Raw genomic sequence first — 20,674 nt, forward strand, 5'->3', positions numbered from 1 at the left:
GGAGCTGGCTTGCCTGCGATGGCGGTGTATCAGTAACAGATAACCTGACTGACACACCGCAATCGCAGGCAAGCCAGCTCCCACAGTTTTTAACGGGCGGGGTTCAGGCACTCGATAGAGCGGTCCACGGTGGTCCTGGCCATTTCCAGCAAATGCCACACCGCCAGAATCTTCGCCCGCTCTGGGCTTGGCAGCAGTTCACTGCAATTGAGTGTCGTGGCCGAAGCGCTGTCGAGCAAACTGGCGGTGTAGAGCAGGGCATCTTCGAAGCTCAAGTCTTCGATTGGCACACCTTGGGTGGGCAGGTAATGGTCGATGGCGCGGTTGAAGGCGGCGCGGGCTTTGGCTGAACTGAGGGGTGGGTCGGGGACGACTTTACTCATGGTGTAACTCCTATTGAACAAGAGAGCTACCGCCAACGCTGCTAAACGAGGGTGGCAGCTGTACGCGGGTTAGCAGACCGGTCAATAGGAAAACCAGCGCACCCGAAGGTGCCCCACGCACAACCGCCATAAAGCAGAAGTGAACCGTGTGCCTATTGAAGTCGGGCTGCTAAACCCGATCACTGATGAGCAGTGACGGATCGCAGACTAGCCATCGATTCCAACAGGCACAAGGCGGCTGGGATTGTCTAGGAAACGTCCTGCAATTAAAAGCGACACGCCTTGCTGGCCCTTTACAAACCATGACCAAATGCCACTAACGCCACCGATCAACTGTGGGAGCTGGCTTGCCTGGGATGGCGGTGTAACAGACGTCGCATTAGCGAGCAGACCCACTGCTATCGCGGGCAAACCAGGCTCCCACAGTTGATGTTCGGTGTTCTCGCGGACCTTCCTTCACCGCCGCCCGGCCCGGGTACTCACATCTACCCACACCGCCAGCACCAGAATGCTGCCCTTTACGATCATCTGCCAGTAACTGTCCACATCCAGCATCGACATGCCGTTATCCAGGCTGGTAATCACCAGCGCGCCGAGCAACGCGCCATACACCGTGCCCGAGCCACCGCGCATGGAGGTGCCGCCGATAAAGCACGCGGCGATGGCATCCAGTTCGCCCATGTTGCCCGCTGACGGTGAACCCGCCGCGAGGCGCGCGGTGTTGACCAGGCCGGCGAGGGCGCACATCACGCCCATGATGCCGAAGATCCACAACTTCACCGCCTGCACGTTGATGCCCGACAGCCGCGTGGCTTCCATGTTGCTGCCCACCGCATATACGCGGCGGCCGAACACAGTCTGGCTGGTGACGTAGCTGAATACGCCGAGCAGCACCAGCAGCAACAGCACCGGCACCGGGATGCCATCGTAGCTGTTGAGGGTGGTGACGAACCCGGCGAGCACTGCGCCGATCACCGCCACGCGCAGCCCATCACGCATCAGGGAGTGCGCGGCGAGGCTGTGCAGGGCGCGATTACGCCGTTGTTTCCAAGTGAGGAACAGGGTCAGAGCGAACAACAAAATCCCAAGGCCGATACCCACGCTGTGCGGCAAATACCCCTGGCCCACATACACCAGCGACGGCGACACCGGCGCGATGGTGGTACCGCCGGTAATCCCCAGCAGAATCCCGCGAAACGCGAGCATGCCGCCCAGGCCGACGATAAACGACGGGATGCGCAGGTAGGCGGTCATGTAACCGTTGGCCAGCCCGAGCATCAGGCCGCAAAGTGCCACCAGGCTGAGGTTGGCCAGCAGCGGGATGTGATAGACCACATCCAGAATCGCCGCGAGCCCGCCCAGCAATCCGAGCAGTGAACCCACCGACAAATCGATCTCGCCGCTGATGATCACCAGCACCATGCCGCACGCCAGGATGCCCGTTATCGACATCTGCCGCAGCAAGTTGGAGAGGTTGCGTGGCGTCACGAAACCGCCCTCGGTCTGCCAGCTGAAAAACAGCCAGATAACCGCTACGGCAATCACCAGGGCGAGCATTTTGTAGCGGGTGAACAGCTGTTTGACGTGGTTCATCTACGCGGTCTTCCGATCATTATTGTTATGGCTGAGCGCGGCGGCGAGCACCTGTTCCTGGGTGAGGCCCTGGTTGATGAAATCACCGCGCAACTGGCCGTCGCCGATCACCAGCACGCGGTTGGAAACCCCCAGCACCTCGGCCAGCTCCGAGGAGACCATGATGATCGCCACGCCTTCGGCCGCCAGCGCGCACATCAGTGTGTAGATCTCATACTTGGCGCCCACGTCCACCCCACGCGTAGGCTCGTCGAGGATCAGCACCTTGGGCTTGGTCATCAGCATTTTTGCCAGCACGGCCTTTTGCTGATTGCCCCCGGACAGGCTGGTGATCGGCAAAAACGGGCTGGCGGTCTTGAGGTGCATACGCGCGATTTGCTGGTCGATGCTGCCCAGTTCGGCCTCGGCGTCGATGCGGGTCAAGTGCGCATAGGTATCGAGCACCGCCAGGGTGATGTTCTGGCCCACGCCCAGGTCGGGAATGATGCCTTGGCGCTTGCGGTCTTCGGGCACCATGCACAGCCCGGCGCGGATCGATTTGAGCGGGGTGCGCGTGTCGATCACCTGGCCATCGAGCCACACTTCGCAGCTGTAGCGGCCGGGGTACGCGCCGAACAGCGCCGACACCAGCTCCGTGCGCCCAGCCCCCACCAGCCCGGCAATGCCGAGGATTTCCCCGCGCTTGAGCTCAAAGGAAATATCGTCGACGCGTTTGCGCTTGGGGTTGTCCACGTCATAGCAGGTCACGTTACGCGCTTCGAAAATCACCTCGCCGACCTCGTGAGGCTCGGTGGGGTAGAGGTTGCTCATCTCGCGGCCTACCATCTGGGTGATGATCTGCGGGATATCCATGTCGGCCATGGCGGTGGTAGCGATGTGTTTGCCATCGCGGATCACCGCGATGGTGTCGCACACCGCTGCCACTTCATCAAGCTTGTGCGAGATATACACGCAGGCTACGCCCTTGGCTTTCAGGTCACGGATGATGTCCAGCAGTACGTCGATTTCCGAGCGGGTCAGGGCCGAAGAGGGCTCGTCGAGGATCAACAGGCGCGCCTGTTTGTTCAGGGCCTTGGCGATTTCCACCAGTTGCTGGTAGCCGCCGCCGTACTGTGAAACCGGCAGCGCCACGTTCATGTCCGGCACCTTGAGTTCACGCATCAGTACCTGCGCACGATGAATCATCGCCGGGTAGTTCATGCGCCCGCCGGGCAGGGTCAGTTCGTGGCCCATAAAGATGTTTTCGGCCACCGACAGGTCCGGCACCAGCGTCAGCTCCTGGTGGATAATGACGATGCCCGCGGCCTCGGTTTCGCTGATCGACTGGGCCTTGAGTGGCTGCCCATCCCAGAGAATTTCGCCGTCCCAGGTGCCATACGGGTACACCGCCGACAGCACCTTCATCAAGGTGGATTTGCCCGCACCGTTTTCACCGCACAGGCCGACACATTCCCCCGACCGTACCTTGATATCGATGCCGTTCAGCGCCTTGACACCGCCAAAGGTTTTGACGATGCCGTTCATTTGCAGCAAGTAGTCGGCCATGGCGGTCACTGCCCGGCAATCTGCTCTTTGGTATAGAACCCGTCTTTCTCCAGCAGATCGATATTGGCCTTGGTCAACGGCGTAGGCGTGAGCAGGATGGTGTCGACCTTCTTGCTGCCGTTGTCGTATTGCGAGCTGTAGGTGGGTTTCTCATTGCGCGCCAGCTGCACCGAGAGTTTCGCCGCTTGCGAGGCGATCAGTTTGAGTGGCTTATACACGGTCATGGTCTGGGTGCCGTCGATCACGCGCTTGACGGCGGCGAGGTCGGCGTCCTGGCCGGAGATCGGTACTTTGCCCGCGAGTTTCTGCGCGGCCAGGGCCTGGATCGCGCCGCCGGCAGTGGCGTCGTTGGAGGCGACGATGGCGTCGATCTTGTTGTCGTTTCGGGTCAGCGCGTTTTCGACAATGCTCAGGGCTTCGGTGGGGTTCCATTCCTTGACCCACTGCTGGCCGACAATCTTGATGTCGCCCTTGTCGATGGCCGGTTGCAGCACTTTCATCTGGCCTTCGCGCAGCACCTTGGCGTTGTTGTCGGTGGGCGCGCCGCCGAGCAGGAAGTAGTTGCCTTTGGGCGCCGCTTGCAGCACGCCGCTGGCCTGCATCTCGCCGACTTTTTCATTATCGAAGGAAATGTAGGCGTCGATATCGGCATTGAGGATCAGACGGTCGTAGGACACCACCTTGATACCGGCCTTCTTGGCTTCGGCGACGGCGTTGGTCAGCACGGTGGCGTTGAACGGCACGATAACGATCACATCGACGCCTCGGGAGATGAGGTTTTCGATCTGCGAGATTTGCTTCTGCTCATTGGCATCCGCCGACTGTACGAAGACCTTGGCGTCGAGTTTTTCGGCCGCGGCGACGAAGTAATCACGGTCACGGGACCAGCGTTCCAGGCGCAAATCGTCAATGGAGAAACCGATTTTTGGATGGGCGGAGTCGGCCATCACCGGCAGGGCGAGCAGGGCCAGAGCAGTGGCGAGCAAGGTGCGTTTAAATGACTTCATGGTGGTGCGTCCTTTTATTGTTGTTGGAAAGACACGGTGTGACGACTGTAGGCGAACACTGTAGTTGTGGCGAGCGGGCTTGCCCCGCGTTGGGCGGCGCAGCAGCCCCATTCCAGGCGACCCGCTCTGCCTGAAATACCGCGGTGTCAGGTTTCAGGGCCGCTTCGCGCCCCAACGCGGGGCAAGCCCGCTCGCCACAACATGCCCAGCCACCACAGGCACACACCCTGTCAGGTATAGATAAACCGATTGACCACCCCTTCAAGCATCTCCTGCCGGCCACTCACGGCCTGCGGGTTCAGCTCGTGTGCAAAGGCGTGCTCGGCCAGCGATTCCAGGCTGAACTCACCGGCCAATACCGCCTGGCCCAATGGCTGGTTCCAACCGGCATAACGCTGGTCCTTGAACTGCTGCAGCCGGTCGTTCTGCACCATTGCCGCTGCGCGCTCCAGCGCCAGGGCCAGCACATCCATGGCGGCGACGTGGCCGTGGAACAGGTCGACATCGTCCAGGCTCTGGCGGCGTACTTTGGAATCGAAGTTGTAGCCGCCGTTCTTGAACCCACCGGCCTTGAGGATTTCGTAGGTTGCCAGGGTCATCTCCTCGACGCTATTGGGGAACTGATCAGTGTCCCAGCCGTTCTGCGGGTCGCCCCGGTTGGCGTCGATACTGCCGAAAATCCCAAGGGACACGGCAGTGGCGATCTCATGATGAAAACTGTGACCGGCGAGGGTCGCGTGGTTGGCCTCGATATTCACTTTGATCTCGTGTTCCAGGCCGTACTCATGCAGGAAACCGAACACTGTGGCGCTGTCGTAATCGTATTGGTGTTTGGTCGGCTCCTGGGGCTTGGGCTCAATCAACAGGTCGCCCGTAAAGCCGATCTTGTGCTTGTGCTCCACCACCATGCGCATAAAGCGTCCGAGCTGTTCGCGCTCGCGTTTCAGGTCAGTATTGAGCAGGGTTTCGTAGCCCTCGCGGCCGCCCCACAGCACATAGTTGGCACCCTTGAGCCGCAGCGTGGCATTCATTGCGCTGAACACCTGCGCGGCGGCGTAGGCGAACACCTCCGGGTCCGGATTGCTGGCAGCGCCAGCGGCAAAGCGCGGGTTGCTGAAGCAGTTGGCGGTGCCCCACAGCAATTTGATGCCGGTCTGTTCCTGGTGGCGCTCCAGGTGGTCGACCATTTGCGCAAAATGGTTGCGGTACGCCTTGATCGAGGTGCCTTCGGGTGCGACGTCGGTATCGTGAAAGCTGTAATAGTCGATGCCCAGTTTGGAGAAAAACTCGAACGCCGCTTCCGCCTTGCCGATGGCCAGTTCCATCGGGTCGCCGGTGCGCTGCCAGGGGCGCTTGAAGGTGCCTACACCAAACATATCCGCCCCAGGCCACACGAAGGTGTGCCAATAACAGGCTGCCATGCGCAGGTGCTCGCGCATGGGTTTGCCGAGGATGATTTTGTTGGCGTCATAGTGGCGAAAGGCGAGGGCAGAGTCGCTGCTGGGGCCTTCGAAGCGAACCTTCTCGACACCGGGGAAGTACGGCATGGCGATTTCCTTATTGTTCTTGGCGGTGACTCGATACTAGCAACGGCATCGGGACTGCCGATTATGAAAATCACCAAGCCATGGTGCGATTTTGACTGGAGAGGTCTAGGCTGTGGCGACCGGCTTTAAGGATAAAAACAATGAAAACCCTACCGCCTGTTCACCGCATTGCCTTGCTGTTCAATGGCAGCAAGATCTACGACCGGGGCATCATCACCGGCATCGGCAATTACCTGAGCAGCACGCGCGTGTCCTGGGATCTGTTTCTTGAAGAGGACTTTCTGTGTCGCCTCAAGGGCATCGAACGCTGGCAGGGCGACGGCATCATCGCCGACTTTGACGATCCGCTGATCGGCGAGGCGCTGGCCGACATCAAGTTGCCGGTGGTGGCGGTGGGTGGCTCGTATCAGGATGCGCGTGCCTACCCGAAGGGCATTCCCTATGTAGCTACCGACAACCGTGCGTTGATGAAGCTGGCGTATGAGCATTTGATCGAGGCAGGCCTGCGCCGTTTTGCCTGTTTCAGCCTGCCGGAAGCCCAGGCCAATCGCTGGGCCCAGGAGCGTGAGAAAGCCTTCCGCCGTCTCTTGCAACGCGATGGCCTGCACGTGGAGGTCTATCGCGGCCTGGGCACCAGCGCACCGTTGTGGGACAGCGCTGTGGAACAGCAGATTGCCTGGCTGCACAGTTTGCCCAAGCCCATCGGCATCATCGCCGTCACCGACGCCCGCGCACGGCAACTGCTGCAAGCCTGCCTCACTGCCGGCATTGCCGTGCCGGAAGAAGTCGCATTGATCGGCATCGACAATGACCCGCTGACTCGCACGCTGACGCGCGTGCCGTTGAGTTCAGTCATCCAGGGCACCGAGACCATGGGCCGCACGGCTGCGGCGCTGCTGCACCAGATGCTGCACGGCAAACCCTGCGCGGGCACACAGATTCTGGTGCCGCCGGATGCAATCAATGTGCAGGCGTCCAGCTTGCATCAACCGCTGGGTAACCCGTACGTGATGCAGGCGCTGTTGTTTATCCGCCAGTACGCTTGCCAGGGCATCAAGACCGCCCAAGTGGCGGCCTATGTTGGCGTTTCGCGCTCCTCCCTCGAATCACACTTTCGCAAGGCGCGCGGCTGCAGCGTGCACGATGAGATCCTGCGCTTCAAACTTGCGGCCGCCGCCAAGGGCCTGGAAAACCAAGCCCTGGCGATTGCCGACATCGCGGCGCGCTGCGGCTTCAAATCGGCGCAGTACCTGCACACGGTGTTTCGGCGGGAGTTTGGGTGTACGCCGCGTGAGTATCAGCACACAGCGGCTTCATAATGTCGGCAGACGCGGGGAAAAGGACATCAGGCGCGAGACGCAGCTGGCGCTCGCGCCTCGGCCTTCATCCGGTCAGAAAGTGGCCTTCACCTGTAAACCCACTACCAGCGCGTTATCGATGTTCTCACCGGAAAACGCCCCCGGCTCGATGATGTACTGCACATCCGGGCGCAGCGTCAGCCACGGCGTGGCCTGGTAGCCGTAACTGAGTTCGATCAGCTGCTCGGCATTGTTCAGGTTCGGATAATCCGTCCCGGCCTTAAACGCCGCCAACTCCTGCACATCCCGGCTACGCGGGTTCGGCACCGCACGGCCATAACCCAGGGCGACGGTGTCGCGCGGGCGGCCTTCAAACGGCTTGTACAGCACCGCGCCTGCGCCATACCACTTGCTGAACGGCGAGGCGGCTTCACTGGCGGCCGAGTATTGGCCGAAGGCATGCAGCACGCGACCGGCTGATGTGCTGGACGCCCACACCGCCTGATCGATCAGCACGTAGTGGCCGCCGCGACCGCTGACCTCTTTGTTGCTGCCGATGCGTTTCACGTCGGAGCTGTCGTAGTAATACCCCAGCTTGTATTCGCCCGGCAGCGTGCCCGCGTGTTTGTAGACCAGCTCAATCGGCACCACGGTGCCGGTGGTGTGCTTGGGCCCCAAGTGCCAGGCGCGACTGGAATTGCCATTGCTCGACGGGTCGACATTGAACGCCGCCACGCGCAGTTGCCATTGCGGCGAAAAGTCGTATTTCACCCGTGCGCCGAGGCGCGCGTTCGGGTAGTTGGTCCAGCCGCTGCCACCGGACATGTTCAGCGGGTGGCCGCAGAAACCGGCGTTCATGAAGTTGCACAGGATGCCGCTGTCGAGGCCGCCGAGGTCATTGCCCATGGCCATGTAACCGAGCTTGACGTTCAGCGCCGGGGTAAACAGCGTGCGTTCGTAGCTCAATTCGGTGAGGCGCGTGTAGAGGCCGCCGTAGTTTTCCTGGATCGGCAGGCGGTTGCCCACCAGGTCTTCAGAGGCGCTGTTGCCGCGCCGGTCGTTGATGGTCAGCTGGATGCGGTCGCCATTGTTCAAGCCGTAGAGCTTGCCCAGGTCGAACTGCACGCCCAGCTTGATGTTCTGCGAGTAGCGCGCCGAGCGGTGTTGGCCGCCGTCGGCGTTGTAGGCGGTCTCGCCGCTGTAGTCGCCGGTGAAGCGGATGCCTTGCTCGTCGAGTTCACGGCGCAGGCCGCTCCAGTCGCCGGTCAAGGTGGTGTCGTCGGCTTGAACGGGCAGGGCGGCAGCAAACGCCAGGCCCAGCACCAGGCGGCCGAGGGGCAGGTGAGAAGTGGGGGTCATGCTTAGTTTTCCAGACAAAAAGCGCGGTACCGGGGAGGCACCGCGCGAACACGGGGTTATGGCAGGGCGTAGGCGATCACGTAGTCGCCACGGTCAGTGGACTGGCGTGCGCCGCCGGCGGTAATGACGATGTATTGCTTGCCGGTTTTCGGCGAAACGTACGTCATCGGGCCGCCTTGGCTGCCTACTGGCAGGCGGGCTTTCCAGATTTCATCACCGTTGCCGCTGTTGAAGGCGCGCAGGTAGAAATCCTGGGTGCCGGCGATAAAGATCAGGCCGCCCTGGGTGGACAGCGTGCCGCCGAGGGTCGGCAGGCCAACCTTGATCGGCAGGTGCATGCGGATGCCCAGTGGGCCGGTGTCTTCCACGGTGCCGACCGGCACTTGCCAGGCGATCTGCCGGGTCTTCATGTCGATGGCGGTCAGGGTGCCGAACGGAGGCGCCTGACACGGGATGCCGGCCACCGACAGGAAGCGGTTTTTGTTTACCGCATACGGCGTGCCCTTGAGCGGCACGGCGCCCATGCCGGTGTTCAGCGCTTCACCGCCGGACGAGGCCTGGGCCTTGTTCTGCGACGGCACCATCTGGATCCACAGGCCCAGGCGCATGTCGTTGACGAAGATAAAGCCATGCACCGGGTCAGTGGAAATGCTGCCCCAGTTCATGCCGCCCAGGGAGCCTGGGAAACTCAGCGATTTGTCAGTACCCGGCGCGGTGTACAGGCCTTCGTAACGCATGCCTTTGAAGTCGATGCGGCACAGCAACTGGTCGTACGGCGTGGCGCCCCACATGTCCGATTCGCTCAGGGTTTGCGCGCCGATCTGCGGCATGCCGACTGATTTCGGCTGAGTCAGTGAGTAAGGCTCGTTCGGGATGTTCGCGGCCTTGACCGGCACTTCCTTGACGTCGGTCAGCGGCTTGCCGGTGGCGCGGTCGAGCACATAAATCTGCCCGGCCTTGGTGCCGATCACCACGGCCGGCACCGCCTTGTCGCTGCCCGGTGGGGTGAAGTCGATCAGGCTCGGCTGCATCGGCAGGTCGAAGTCCCAGAGGTCATTGTGGACGGTCTGGTACACCCACTTTTCTGCGCCGGTGGAGGCGTCCAGGGCCAGCACCGAGGCGCCGTATTTGTGGTTGAGCTGGGTGCGTTCAACACCGTAGATATCGGTGGACGAGCTGCCCATCGGCAGGAAGACGGTGTTCATCAGCGGGTCGTAAGACATCGGCGCCCAGCTGTTCGGCGTGCTGCGCACGTAGGTGCTGCCGGCCGCAGGGGCGTGTTTGTCTTCGGGGTTGCCCGGGTCGAAGGCCCAGCGCATCTGGCCGGTGATCACGTCGAAACCACGGATCACGCCGCCAGGCATGTCGGTTTGTACGTTATCGGCGACGCGGCCACCGACGACAACGGTGGTGCCGGCCATCAACGGCGCGGAAGACAGTTGGTAGTAGCTGTCCGGCACATTGCCCAGGCCAGCTTTCAAATCCACCTGGCCGTGGCTGCCGAAGTCTTCGCAGAATTTGCCGGTGTCGGCATCCACCGCGATCAGGCGCGCATCAATGGTATTGGTCAGCAGACGACGCTGGCATTGCGCACCGGCCGGCACACTGGCGGCCACGATTGGCGAGCTGTTCGGCTGGGTCGGCTGGGCAATGGGCGCGGTGGCGTCGAAATACGCCATGCCGCGGCAACGCTGCCATACCGCCGACTTGGCGTTGACTTCGTTTTTCCACAGCTCTTTGCCGGTGTCGGCATCCAGGGCGATCAGGTTGTTGTGCGGTGTGCAGATGAACACTTTGTTGCCGATCTGCAGGGGCGTCAGTTGGTCTTCGGCGCCGTTGCCGTCGCTGATGGCCACGTCACCGGTGTGGTAGGTCCACGCCACTTTGAGCTTGTTGACGGTGTCGCGGTTGATCTGGTCCAGCGCGGCAAAGCGGCTGCCACCCTCGGTATTGCCGTAATGCGCCCAGTTTTTCTGCGCATCGGCCGCCGCCACCGGCGTGATGCCAGGGCCTTTGCCGGTCGGCGCCACGCTCGGGTGCGCCACGAACATATTGCCTGCCGCGACCGCCACGCCTACCGCCAATACCGCAGCAATGCCATACGCGCCGCGTGCGGGTTTGCCGGCCAGCAGCGGATACACCAGCGCCACCACCACGCCGATCACCGCAAACATGAACAGCCGCGAGAACAGCGGCCAGTACACCAGCCCGACGTCCGCCACCGCCCACACCGCCGTGCCGACCAGAAAGGCGGCGAACCACCACGCACCCGCCGGTTTGCACCGGGCAATCAGCAGGCCAGAAACGGCCATGGCCACGCCACCGACCAGGAAGTACCAGGAACCGCCCAGGCTGGCCAGTTTGGCGCCGCCAACGGCCAGGGCCACGCCGAGCAGGGCAATGACAATGCCCAGGCCCAGCAAGAGATATCGTGAGGCGCCAGCGGCGCGGGATGCTCGTTTCATGTCGACAGGACTCGAATGTGAGTGACTAAAGGTCGAATGTTAGCAAGATAAGTAACCAGTTAGTACATTAGAGTCCTGCAACAGACTATTACAACTGCTGTGAAGATGGGGCGTGGTCAAATGACGCGTGGCTATACAGCGTTTTCTGCACGGCGGTCAGGAATCGCCTGACTCGTGCCCTTGAGGTTTCACCCTGCATTTACCTACGCCACAGAAAGGCTGTGCGCCACGCCACACAGGGTTAGGCCTTCACTCCAGGGAGGCGAGAAACCCACCCACACACGCCATGCACGCCTCGCGCTCCTCAACATGCGGCATATGGCTGGACTGCTCGAAAATCTGCCAGCGCACGTCGCTGATGCCATCGGCAAACGGCTGCACGGTGGCCGGTGTGGCCTCATCGAAGCGTCCGGAAATCAGCAATGTCGGCACCTGGATGCGCGACAGTCGATCAATGATGGTCCAGTTGCGCATGCTGCCGATCACGTGGAATTCGGTGGGGCCGTTCATTGCATGGTAGACGGTGGGGTCTTCCTCGATGGCGACATTGGTGCGCTCGACTTCGGCGGGCACCGGTTGAATACGGCACACATGGCGTGCGTAAAACACCTCTGCGGCGGCGTGGTAGTCGGCACTGTCGGTGGTGCCTGCGGCTTCGTGGCGCAGCAACGTCGCCTGCACGTCGGCGGGCAGTGCCTGGCGCAGTTCATTCGCCGCCGCGCACCACAGGTCCATCGACGCGGGCGAGTTGGCAATGATCAACGCCTTCAAACCGGTTGGCTGGCGCACCGCGTGTTCGGCGCCGAGCATACCGCCCCAGGACTGGCCGAGCAGCGCGTAGTCGCTGATGTCCAAGTGGTCCACGAGGTTGTCCAGCTCCGCCAGGAACAGCTCCACCGTCCAGGAATCAGTGGAGGCACCGGGCAAATGAGTGGAGCGGCCATTGCCGACCTGGTCGTAGTGCACCACCGCGCGGCCGGTGGCGGCCAGGTCTTTGAAACTGTCGACGTAATCATGGGTGCAGCCCGGGCCGCCGTGGGCGACGATCAAGGGCAGGCGCCCGGAACTCATGTCACCGGTGACCCGGAACCACGTCCGATAGCCACGGAAATCGGCATAACCTTCGCGTACCTGCATGTTCTGTAACTCCTTGGGATTGGATGCGGTACAGGCTAGCGAAAACGGTGCGTCAGGTGCACTGGTAAAAATGATAGGTTCTCAGGCTTCCACGACGCCCTTGATTGAAGACTGGCTTGCGAGCACAGCACGTAAAAACACCTGGCATGACGGCTTCAAACGGTTGACGGGCGGAAATAACCAAAACCTGAACGGCAACGGGGTGGGCAGTAAGCTTTAGGATAAAGTGAGTTAATGAATTTTATATCCTTCTCTGAAAGATCATTTATTTCCGGTACGGGCTCTCCGCCGTTGAGCTCTTCTTTGCTGAACTTGTAGTGCATAATTGAGTTTCGGTCGTAGGGTGACGTTATCACTGTATCGCGAGGCAGTTTTCCTATGACGTTGGCTTTCACTTCTTCCAGGGTTACATCCGGGATGCTTTTTACTGCGCGCTCGTGTATTAACTTTGCATTAAAGTCAAGGTTTGTATCGGGGTGTTGGTGCTCATGCTTCAACCCCAGGGCGTGTCCGAACTCATGCGTTATAGTACCGCCCGCGAAGGCGTTCAACCCGTCTCGGAAACCTACGACCATTGAAGCCTCTTCGTCGTTTACCGAATCTCGACCGATATCCGAGTAGCCACCTATTATATTGTTGTCGGCTTTAATTCTAATATGGCCGTCTGGGCGATCTGTAAATTGAATGCACAAATTTATGTGCGGTGCCCATTTGCAAATTTGTTTTTTTGTAAAATTCTTTTGCTCTTCCGTCATGCCTAATAAAGACACTTTAATCGTAGAGTGCTGCGGCCAAAGAAAATTTTTATCCGCCACGCCACGTTTTTTCCGATTTAAAACTGGCGTGTCGATCTGAGGGGTGTCCAATGGCGCCGGGTTACTGCCGGGTATTGGGTAAGTTGTGGGTGTCCAGGGTGAAGGGGATATGTTCAATGCAAAACTCCTAGGGTAAGTGCCCGCTTATAGTCCAGTAATGAGAGTAAATATTACTTGATGCTTATGCGTGCCTAGTGGCCCTGATACTTGATGGAGTTCCACTGGAACCGTAACTTATAATTTCTTGATGCGAGGCAAAAAATGCCGGAAACCTTGGCCGCTCAACCAATACGCTCCCCGCCCAGCGCATCACGCTGCATCGACTGCAGGTTTTTCTCGATAGTTTCGCAGATGGCTTCCATCTGGATCTGGTGTTCGCTGGAATGAAACGGGCTTTGCAGGTCGGTGCCGATACGTTCGATGGCCAGCAGCATAAAGCCCACCACCGTCGACGCCAGCGGCGTGAACCAGCCCAGGGATTCCACCAGCCCGACCGGCACGATCAGGCAGAACAGCGAGATAAACAGGCGCGGGAAATACACGTAAGGGTAGGGCAGCGGCGTATTGGCGATGCGCTCCATGCCGCCCTGGGCGTTGGACAAGTCCACCAGGGTCGACTCCAGCCGCGCCAGGCGGATGCTGTCCAGGTGACCGGCCTTGTATTCGCGGGCCAATATCGCTGCGGAACCGGTGAGGATGTCATTGGCGAAGTTGTTGGTGGCGCCATTGCGTGCGAATTCCTCAGCCGGGATAAACGCGCGCACCTCATCCGGGCACGGCTGGCCTCTGAGGTGCGCCGCCAGGCAATTCACATAGGCCACATGGCGGCGCAGCAAGGTGGCCTTGACCGGGTTCACCTCGGCGTCCGGGTCGTCCAGCAAAGTCAGCACCTGGCGGGCAAAGCTGCGCGAGTTATTCACCATCGCGCCCCACAATGTGCGGGCTTCCCACCAGCGGTTATAAGCGCTGCTGTTGCGAAAACTGATCAGCACCACCAGCGCCGAACCCAACAGGGTCAAGGGCATCAGCGGCAGATTGATCTTGGTGGTCAGAAACAGCATGAAGTCCACCGTCACGGCCACATCCCACAGCAACAGCCAGAACAACGCCCAGCCCACATAGCCCATGGTCTTGATGATCAGGCGGTATTTTTTGATGATGGCGGCTTTCAAACGAGGACCTCGCGGCGAGCGGTAAGCAACAATGCCTTAGCTCGGACGCTGGTTTGGGTGGAAAGGTTCGCCAACGACCTGAATCGTTTAAGGCGTGCGCGGTCAATGCCACATCATTAAGGAGGACCTATGAAAGTAGGCGTCATTTCCGACACCCACGGCCTGCTGCGACCTGAAGCCGTCGCGGCGCTGCAAGGCTGTAAGCAGATCATCCACGCGGGCGATATCGGCGGGCCGGAGATTCTTGAGCAGCTTGCACAGATTGCCCCCGTGCACGCGGTGCGCGGCAACAATGACCAGGACGCCGCGTGGGCGCAGCAGGTGCCGGAACATCTGAAGATTGATTTGAATGGCTGGCAAACCCTGCTCGTGCATGACATTGCCGACGTGCCAGCCTTACTCGAACCGCATACACGGCTGGTGATCACCGGCCACTCGCACAAGCCCTTGATCGAGTGGCGCGGCGCAACCTTGTACGTCAACCCCGGCAGCGCCGGCAGGCGTCGGTTCAAGCTGCCGGTGACGCTCGCGGTGCTTGAGATCGGTGAGGCTTGCATTGAGCCGCGGCTGATTTCGCTGGTGGAGGTTGCTCAGTAGTCGACGGGCTCGATCACATGGCGGCCGTCGTGGCGTGGGTTGCCCACGGCGCTGTCGACCCTGAACCATTCAAACACCTCGGGCGGCTCGCCCTGGAACAGCACCATTTGTTCGGCACGGCCCCGGTTTGTCGCCGGGTCCAGCCATTCGCGGGCCAATTCGGGGTTCAGCACCACCGGCCGGCGATCATGGATGTCGACCATGCCGCCCGCACTGTCGGCGGTAATAATCACAAACCCATCGTCAAGGCTCGCGCCTTCATCGGCATCGGGCAGTTGGCCGATGGCTGCACACAGCACCGGCGCGCCGTCGCGGCGGCGAATCAGGTAGGGCTGTTTTTTCGCGCCGCCTTCGTCCACCCATTCAAACCAATTATCGACTGGCGCAATCGCACGGTGCGGCCAGATCGCGCGAAAGAACGGGCCGTTGGCGACTTTCTCGACCCGCGCGTTGATCGGCGGCGCGCGGTCCTTGGCCCAGTGCGGGCGCCAGCCCCAGCGCACACGGTCGGCATGCAGCAGGCCATTTTCCAGGTGCAGCAGGGCAACGGGCGTGGAGGGCGCCACGTTGTAGCGCTCAAGTGGCGGCTCACCCACGTTGTTGAGCAGCGCATTGGGCATGCTCAAGGCCGCCACAAAGTCATGAATACCACGGTACTGCGAGAGTCGTCCGCACATGGCCGGTTCCTCGAACTGACCTCCTGAGCGTAGACGATGGATCTACAGCGGCGTCAGCACATTCATCACCGTGTCCAGCGCCACCCGCGTGTCATCCAGTTGCACCAGCGAGGCGTGGCGGGCGCCGAGGGCGTCGCGGTTCTGGATGGCGGTGAGGATCGCCTTGTGGCGCGGCAGGCTCAGGCCCTGGATGTCGGGGCGACGGTTGGTGATGTTGATCGACTCGCGCAGCGGCAACGACAGCATGTTGCACATGTAGGCGAGCAGGTCGTTGCGGGTGGCGTCGGCAATCGCGCGGTGGAAGTCCAGGTCGGCCTGCAACAGCGCGTCGTGGGTGGTGGCGGTTTCCATGCCCAGGTAGGCTTTTTCGATGGTGGCGATGTCGGCGTCGGTGGCGGTGGTCGCGGCCATGGCGGCGATTTCCGGTTCGAGGATGCGCCGCACGCCAGCCAGGGTGTTGAAAAACTCACTGTGGGGCGTGGTCTGCATCAGCCAGGACAACACGTCCGGGTCGAGCAAGTGCCATTTCAAGCGTGGGCGCACCACCGCGCCCACCCGTGGTTTGGAATACACCAGGCCCTTGGCGCTGAGCACCCGCGTCGCCTCGCGCAACACCGAGCGGCTGACCTTGTACTCCTCGCACAGCGTGGCCTCCATGGGCAGGCGTTCTTCGGGCTTGAAGCGCCCGGAAACGATGTGCATGCCCAAGTCCTGAACGATCTGGGCATGCATGCTCTTGCGCGGCTTGGGCGGCTGGTGATCCATAACGAACGGGAGGCTCTGGCTAAATAGGCGGCATCATAGCATCCCAATTAGTGGGAATGACGGGGGACTTCAGCCCCACGGCAGCCCACCAGAAAGTCAAAGTCACAGCCTTGGTCGGCTTGCAGTACATGGTCGATATACAGCTGGCGGTAGCCACCGACGATCAGCTTTTGCGGGGGCGCCAGGTCGGCCATGCGCGCCGCCAGCTCGGCGTCGGGGATGTCCAGGTGCAGGCGGCCGTTGGCGCAGTCGAGTTCGATCCAGTCGCCTTCCTTGACCGTCGCCAATGGCCCACCGGCGGCGGCTTCCGGCGCCACATGCAAGACCACCGTGCCGTAGGCCGTGCCGCTCATGCGCGCGTCGGAAATCCGCACCATATCGGTCACGCCCTGGGCCAGCAGCTTGGCCGGCAAGCCCATGTTGCCGACCTCGGCCATGCCCGGGTAACCCTTGGGTCCGCAGTTTTTCATGACCAGGATCGAGTTGGCATCCACGTCCAGTTCCGGGTCGTTGATCCGCGCCTTGTACATGTCGAAGTCCTCGAACACCACCGCGCGGCCACGATGCTGCATCAACTCAGCGCTGGCGGCCGAAGGCTTGAGCACCGCACCCAGCGGCGCGAGGTTGCCGCGCAGCACGCAGATGCCGCCGTCGGCGCGGATCGGGTTGTCGAGGGTGCGGATCACTTCGTCCTGGCCGTAAATCGGCGAGTCCTTGGTGTTTTCGCCCAGGGACTTGCCGTTGACGGTCAAGGCGTTCGGGTGCGGGATCAGGTTGGCTTCGCCCAGGCGGCGCAGCACGGCAGGCAGGCCACCGGCATAGTAGAACTCTTCCATCAGGAAGCGCCCGGACGGCTGCAAATCGACAATGGTTGGCATGCCGCGCCCCATGCGCGTCCAGTCATCCAGGTCGAGTTCGACGCCGATGCGTCCGGCGATGGCTTTCAAGTGGATCACTGCGTTGGTCGAGCCGCCGATGGCGGCGTTCACGCGGATCGCGTTTTCAAACGCCTCTTTAGTGAGGATCTTCGACAGCTTCAAGTCTTCGCGCACCATCTCTACCGCACGCATGCCGGACATGTGCGCCAGCACATAACGCCGCGCATCCACCGCCGGAATCGCCGCGTTGTGGGGCAGGGACGTGCCCAGTGCCTCGGCCATGCAGGCCATGGTCGAGGCGGTGCCCATGGTGTTGCAGGTGCCCGCCGAACGTGACATGCCGCCTTCGGCTGCGAGGAAGTCATCCAGGGTGATGGTGCCGGCCTTGACCTGTTCGCTGAGCTGCCACACCACCGTGCCCGAGCCGATGTCCTGGCCTTTGTGCTTGCCGTTGAGCATCGGCCCACCGGTGACGACGATGGCCGGCACGTCGCAACTGGCCGCGCCCATCAGCAGCGCCGGGGTGGTTTTGTCGCAACCGGTCAGCAGCACCACGCCGTCGATGGGGTTGCCGCGAATCGCCTCTTCCACGTCCATGCTCGCCAGGTTGCGGGTGAGCATGGCGGTGGGGCGCAGGTTGGATTCGCCATTGGAGAACACCGGGAATTCCACCGGGAAACCACCGGCCTCGATCACTCCGCGTTTGACGTGCTCGGCGATCTGCCGGAAATGCGCGTTGCACGGCGTCAGCTCCGACCAGGTGTTGCAGATACCGATGATCGGCTTGCCATGAAACTGATGGTCGGCGATGCCCTGGTTCTTCATCCAGCTGCGGTACATGAAACCGTTCTTGTCGGCGGTGCCAAACCACTGGGCAGAGCGGAGGGCGGGCTTTTTATCAGGCATGATCGACTCTCTTATTGTATGACTATATGTTCTATATGCGCTTAAACATAAGCGCAAAATCGAGGGTTTGGAAGAGTTGTTTTGCAAATAGTCGTACTATATAGTCGGCCTGAATGAGGCATGACCCTGGCGGATTTTCACCGGCGGCGGCCCCCGAGCTTCTATAAAAACAACAATCGGAGATCGACCCCATGAGCCAGGAACTGCGGCTTATACGGCGCATCACGCTGAAACTGATTCCCTTCCTGATCCTGCTGTACCTGATCGCCTACGTAGACCGTTCGGCGGTGGGGTTCGCCAAGCTGCACATGGGCGCCGATGTCGGCATTGGTGATGCCGCCTACGGGTTGGGCGCCGGGCTGTTTTTCATCGGCTATTTCCTGTTTGAGATTCCCAGCAACCTGATGCTCGACCGCTTCGGCGCGCGGCGCTGGTTCGCGCGGATCATGCTGACCTGGGGCGCCATCACTATCGGCATGGCCTTTGTGCAAGGGCCGCACAGTTTCTATGTGATGCGCTTTCTGCTCGGCGCGGCGGAGGCGGGGTTCTTTCCGGGCGTGCTGTACTACATCACCCAGTGGTTCCCGGTGCGCCATCGCGGCAAGATCCTCGGGCTGTTCATCCTGTCCCAACCGATTGCAATGATGATCACCGGCCCCGTGTCCGGCGGCTTGCTGGGCATGGACGGCATCCTCGGCCTGCACGGCTGGCAGTGGCTGTTTATCGTGATCGGCACCCCGGCCTTGCTGTTGACCTGGCCAGTGCTGCGCTTCCTGCCGGACGGCCCACAGCAGGTCAAGTGGATGAGCGAAAGCGAAAAAACCTGGCTCACCGGCGAACTGAACAAAGACTTGCAAGCCTATGGCCAGACGCGCCACGGCAACCCGCTGCACGCCCTCAAAGACAAACGCGTGTTGCTGCTGGCGCTGTTCTACCTGCCGGTCACCTTGAGCATTTATGGCCTGGGCCTGTGGTTGCCGACGCTGATCAAGCAGTTCGGCGGCAGTGACCTGGTCACTGGTTTTGTCTCGGCGGTGCCGTACATCTTCGGCATCGTCGGGTTGCTGATAATCCCGCGCAGTTCCGACCGCTTGAATGATCGCTACGGCCACCTCGCCGTGCTCTATGTGCTGGGCGCCATCGGCCTGTTTTTCAGCGCCTGGCTGAGTGTGCCGGTGCTGCAGATGGCCGCGCTGTGCCTGGCGGCGTTCGCGCTGTTTTCCTGCACGGCGGTGTTCTGGACCTTGCCGGGGCGCTTTTTTGCCGGCGCCAGTGCGGCGGCGGGCATTGCGCTGATCAACTCGGTGGGCAACCTCGGCGGCTATATCGGCCCGTTCGTGATCGGCGCGCTCAAGGAATACACCGGCAACCTGGCCTCGGGTTTGTACTTCCTGGCCGCGGTGATGCTGTTTGGCCTGTTGCTGACTGGCGTGGTCTACCGCGTGCTGGAACGCAAGCACGTGCTGCCCGCCGATCAATTCGCCGCCAGTGCGCGTGGCGCCACGCGGACTTAATCCTGGAGAAAATTGATGCGTTTAGTTCAGTTCGAATTGCGTAACGGTGAGCGCCGCGTCGGCGTGGTGCAAGGCAGCAAACTCAGGGAAGTGCGCACGGCCCGCAGCGTGCGCGAATTGGCGCTGGCGGCCATCGAGGCGGGCGTGAAGTTGCAGCAACAGGTCGACAACTTGGGCCTGGGCGACAGCTACGACTACGCGGCCTTGCTCGCCGACCTGAAAATACTGCCGCCCCTCGACCACCCGGACCCGGCCCACATGCTCATCAGCGGCACCGGCCTGACTCACCTGGGCAGTGCCTCGGCGCGCGACAAGATGCACCAGCACGCCGCTGACGACAGCGCCCTGACCGACACCATGCGCATCTTCAAATGGGGTGTGGAGGGCGGCAAGCCAGCTTCCGGCCAAGCCGGTGTGCAACCGGAATGGTTCTACAAGGGCGACGGCAGCATCGTCGTGCGCCCAGGCCAGGCATTCCCGGTGCCGCCGTTTGCCGAGGACGCGGGCGAGGAGCCGGAGATCGGCGGCCTCTACGTGATCGGCCACGACGGCAAACCCTATCGCCTGGGTTTCGCCGTGGGCAACGAGTTTTCCGACCATGTGATGGAGCGCAAGAATTACCTCTACCTGGCCCACTCCAAACTGCGCAGCTGCAGTTATGGCCCGGAGTTGCGCGTCGGCGAATTGCCCCAGCACCTGGCGGGCACCAGCCGCATCCTGCGTAACGGTGAGGAAATCTGGCGGAACGAATTCCTCAGCGGCGAGGCCAATATGTGCCACAGCCTGGAAAACCTCGAGTACCACCATTTCAAATACAGCCAGTTTCTCAAGCCCGGCGATGTGCACATTCATTTCTTCGGCACTGCCACACTGTCATTTGCCGACGGTATACGCACGCAACCGGGCGATCTGTTCGAGATCAGCCAGGCCGAGTTTGGCGCGCCGCTGATCAACACGCTCGGCAGCGCCGAATCGGCGTTCGAACCCGGCACTGTCATCAGCCTTTAAGGAGATCA

The 20,674-nt window shown here is 61.3% G+C and carries 17 protein-coding genes; 4 read left to right on the forward strand and 13 right to left on the reverse strand.

Features of this window, described 5'->3' with window-relative positions; translation table 11 throughout:
- Nucleotides 1–89: 89 nt before the first annotated feature.
- From PspR76_RS12850 to xylA, 5 genes are all read right to left on the reverse strand, one after another.
- The gene (locus PspR76_RS12850) at nucleotides 90–383 is read right to left on the reverse strand and encodes a DUF6124 family protein (protein WP_159955725.1); all 294 of its coding nucleotides are present in this window, start codon (nucleotides 381–383) and stop codon (nucleotides 90–92) included.
- Between the two features lie 456 nt (nucleotides 384–839).
- Nucleotides 840–1,976 carry a sugar ABC transporter permease gene (locus tag PspR76_RS12855; protein ID WP_159955727.1) on the reverse strand — a complete coding sequence of 379 codons (1,137 nt, stop codon included), beginning with the start codon at nucleotides 1,974–1,976 and terminating at the stop codon, nucleotides 840–842.
- Nucleotides 1,977–3,521: a D-xylose ABC transporter ATP-binding protein gene (gene xylG, locus PspR76_RS12860; protein WP_174245618.1), complete on the reverse strand. Its 1,545-nt coding sequence runs from the start codon at nucleotides 3,519–3,521 to the stop codon at nucleotides 1,977–1,979. It abuts the gene before it with no gap.
- A 5-nt stretch (nucleotides 3,522–3,526) separates the two neighbouring features.
- On the reverse strand, nucleotides 3,527–4,528 hold the full coding sequence (gene xylF, locus PspR76_RS12865; RefSeq protein WP_159955731.1) for a D-xylose ABC transporter substrate-binding protein: 1,002 nt from the start codon (nucleotides 4,526–4,528) through the stop codon (nucleotides 3,527–3,529).
- Between the two features lie 230 nt (nucleotides 4,529–4,758).
- Nucleotides 4,759–6,075 carry a xylose isomerase gene (gene xylA / locus PspR76_RS12870; protein ID WP_159955733.1) on the reverse strand — a complete coding sequence of 439 codons (1,317 nt, stop codon included), beginning with the start codon at nucleotides 6,073–6,075 and terminating at the stop codon, nucleotides 4,759–4,761.
- 140 nt (nucleotides 6,076–6,215) lie between these two features.
- Here xylA and PspR76_RS12875 point away from each other — a divergent pair, with 140 nt between their 5' ends.
- Nucleotides 6,216–7,394 carry a XylR family transcriptional regulator gene (locus PspR76_RS12875; protein WP_159955735.1) on the forward strand — a complete coding sequence of 393 codons (1,179 nt, stop codon included), beginning with the start codon at nucleotides 6,216–6,218 and terminating at the stop codon, nucleotides 7,392–7,394.
- Nucleotides 7,395–7,466: 72 nt separating this feature from the next.
- On the opposite strand, the gene PspR76_RS12880 is transcribed toward PspR76_RS12875, so the two are convergent.
- From PspR76_RS12880 to PspR76_RS12900, 5 genes are all read right to left on the reverse strand, one after another.
- A complete protein-coding gene (locus PspR76_RS12880) occupies nucleotides 7,467–8,732 on the reverse strand; it encodes a carbohydrate porin (protein WP_159955737.1) in 1,266 nt (421 codons plus the stop codon).
- 56 nt (nucleotides 8,733–8,788) lie between these two features.
- The gene (locus PspR76_RS12885) at nucleotides 8,789–11,197 is read right to left on the reverse strand and encodes a glucose/quinate/shikimate family membrane-bound PQQ-dependent dehydrogenase (RefSeq protein ID WP_159955739.1); all 2,409 of its coding nucleotides are present in this window, start codon (nucleotides 11,195–11,197) and stop codon (nucleotides 8,789–8,791) included.
- Nucleotides 11,198–11,446: 249 nt separating this feature from the next.
- Nucleotides 11,447–12,334: a proline iminopeptidase-family hydrolase gene (locus PspR76_RS12890; RefSeq protein WP_159955741.1), complete on the reverse strand. Its 888-nt coding sequence runs from the start codon at nucleotides 12,332–12,334 to the stop codon at nucleotides 11,447–11,449.
- Between the two features lie 155 nt (nucleotides 12,335–12,489).
- Entirely contained in the window at nucleotides 12,490–13,266 is a 777-nt protein-coding gene (locus tag PspR76_RS12895; RefSeq protein ID WP_159955743.1) for a M12 family metallopeptidase, read from the reverse strand.
- Nucleotides 13,267–13,430: 164 nt separating this feature from the next.
- Entirely contained in the window at nucleotides 13,431–14,321 is an 891-nt protein-coding gene (locus tag PspR76_RS12900) for a bestrophin family protein (RefSeq protein ID WP_159955745.1), read from the reverse strand.
- Between the two features lie 129 nt (nucleotides 14,322–14,450).
- On the opposite strand from PspR76_RS12900, the gene PspR76_RS12905 reads away from it, so the two are divergent.
- Entirely contained in the window at nucleotides 14,451–14,918 is a 468-nt protein-coding gene (locus PspR76_RS12905) for a metallophosphoesterase family protein (protein WP_159955747.1), read from the forward strand.
- On the opposite strand, the gene PspR76_RS12910 is transcribed toward PspR76_RS12905, so the two are convergent.
- From PspR76_RS12910 to PspR76_RS12920, 3 genes are read right to left on the reverse strand one after another with little or no spacing between them, the layout of a single operon-like run.
- Nucleotides 14,912–15,595 carry an SOS response-associated peptidase gene (locus PspR76_RS12910; RefSeq protein ID WP_159955749.1) on the reverse strand — a complete coding sequence of 228 codons (684 nt, stop codon included), beginning with the start codon at nucleotides 15,593–15,595 and terminating at the stop codon, nucleotides 14,912–14,914. The two genes, PspR76_RS12905 and PspR76_RS12910, sit on opposite strands and share 7 nt — an antisense overlap.
- Nucleotides 15,596–15,637: 42 nt before the next feature.
- Complete coding sequence (locus PspR76_RS12915; RefSeq protein WP_159955751.1) at nucleotides 15,638–16,360, reverse strand: FadR/GntR family transcriptional regulator; 723 nt, start codon at nucleotides 16,358–16,360, stop codon at nucleotides 15,638–15,640.
- A gap of 47 nt (nucleotides 16,361–16,407) precedes the next feature.
- Nucleotides 16,408–18,144, reverse strand: coding sequence for an IlvD/Edd family dehydratase (locus PspR76_RS12920; RefSeq protein WP_159955753.1), 1,737 nt, complete (start codon nucleotides 18,142–18,144; stop codon nucleotides 16,408–16,410).
- Nucleotides 18,145–18,335: 191 nt separating this feature from the next.
- Here PspR76_RS12920 and PspR76_RS12925 point away from each other — a divergent pair, with 191 nt between their 5' ends.
- A complete protein-coding gene (locus PspR76_RS12925; RefSeq protein ID WP_159955755.1) occupies nucleotides 18,336–19,658 on the forward strand; it encodes an MFS transporter in 1,323 nt (440 codons plus the stop codon).
- Between the two features lie 15 nt (nucleotides 19,659–19,673).
- On the forward strand, nucleotides 19,674–20,666 hold the full coding sequence (gene araD1 / locus PspR76_RS12930) for an AraD1 family protein (protein ID WP_159955757.1): 993 nt from the start codon (nucleotides 19,674–19,676) through the stop codon (nucleotides 20,664–20,666).
- Nucleotides 20,667–20,674: the final 8 nt, after the last annotated feature.

The sequence above is a fragment of the Pseudomonas sp. R76 genome (assembly GCF_009834565.1).
GTDB lineage: Bacteria > Pseudomonadota > Gammaproteobacteria > Pseudomonadales > Pseudomonadaceae > Aquipseudomonas.

What these genes read in the sequence shown, in the direction of transcription:
- PspR76_RS12905 (WP_159955747.1), top strand. Translation starts at nt 14,451, where the DNA reads ATGAAAGTAGGCGTCATTTCCGACACCCACGGCCTGCTGCGACCTGAA.
- araD1 (WP_159955757.1), top strand. Translation starts at nt 19,674, where the DNA reads ATGCGTTTAGTTCAGTTCGAATTGCGTAACGGTGAGCGCCGCGTCGGC.
- PspR76_RS12915 (WP_159955751.1), bottom strand. Translation starts at nt 16,360, where the DNA reads ATGGATCACCAGCCGCCCAAGCCGCGCAAGAGCATGCATGCCCAGATC.
- PspR76_RS12910 (WP_159955749.1), bottom strand. Translation starts at nt 15,595, where the DNA reads ATGTGCGGACGACTCTCGCAGTACCGTGGTATTCATGACTTTGTGGCG.
- xylA (WP_159955733.1), bottom strand. Translation starts at nt 6,075, where the DNA reads ATGCCGTACTTCCCCGGTGTCGAGAAGGTTCGCTTCGAAGGCCCCAGC.
- PspR76_RS12925 (WP_159955755.1), top strand. Translation starts at nt 18,336, where the DNA reads ATGAGCCAGGAACTGCGGCTTATACGGCGCATCACGCTGAAACTGATT.
- PspR76_RS12920 (WP_159955753.1), bottom strand. Translation starts at nt 18,144, where the DNA reads ATGCCTGATAAAAAGCCCGCCCTCCGCTCTGCCCAGTGGTTTGGCACC.
- PspR76_RS12850 (WP_159955725.1), bottom strand. Translation starts at nt 383, where the DNA reads ATGAGTAAAGTCGTCCCCGACCCACCCCTCAGTTCAGCCAAAGCCCGC.
- PspR76_RS12885 (WP_159955739.1), bottom strand. Translation starts at nt 11,197, where the DNA reads ATGAAACGAGCATCCCGCGCCGCTGGCGCCTCACGATATCTCTTGCTG.
- xylG (WP_174245618.1), bottom strand. Translation starts at nt 3,521, where the DNA reads ATGGCCGACTACTTGCTGCAAATGAACGGCATCGTCAAAACCTTTGGC.
- xylF (WP_159955731.1), bottom strand. Translation starts at nt 4,528, where the DNA reads ATGAAGTCATTTAAACGCACCTTGCTCGCCACTGCTCTGGCCCTGCTC.
- PspR76_RS12875 (WP_159955735.1), top strand. Translation starts at nt 6,216, where the DNA reads ATGAAAACCCTACCGCCTGTTCACCGCATTGCCTTGCTGTTCAATGGC.
- PspR76_RS12890 (WP_159955741.1), bottom strand. Translation starts at nt 12,334, where the DNA reads ATGCAGGTACGCGAAGGTTATGCCGATTTCCGTGGCTATCGGACGTGG.
- PspR76_RS12880 (WP_159955737.1), bottom strand. Translation starts at nt 8,732, where the DNA reads ATGACCCCCACTTCTCACCTGCCCCTCGGCCGCCTGGTGCTGGGCCTG.
- PspR76_RS12855 (WP_159955727.1), bottom strand. Translation starts at nt 1,976, where the DNA reads ATGAACCACGTCAAACAGCTGTTCACCCGCTACAAAATGCTCGCCCTG.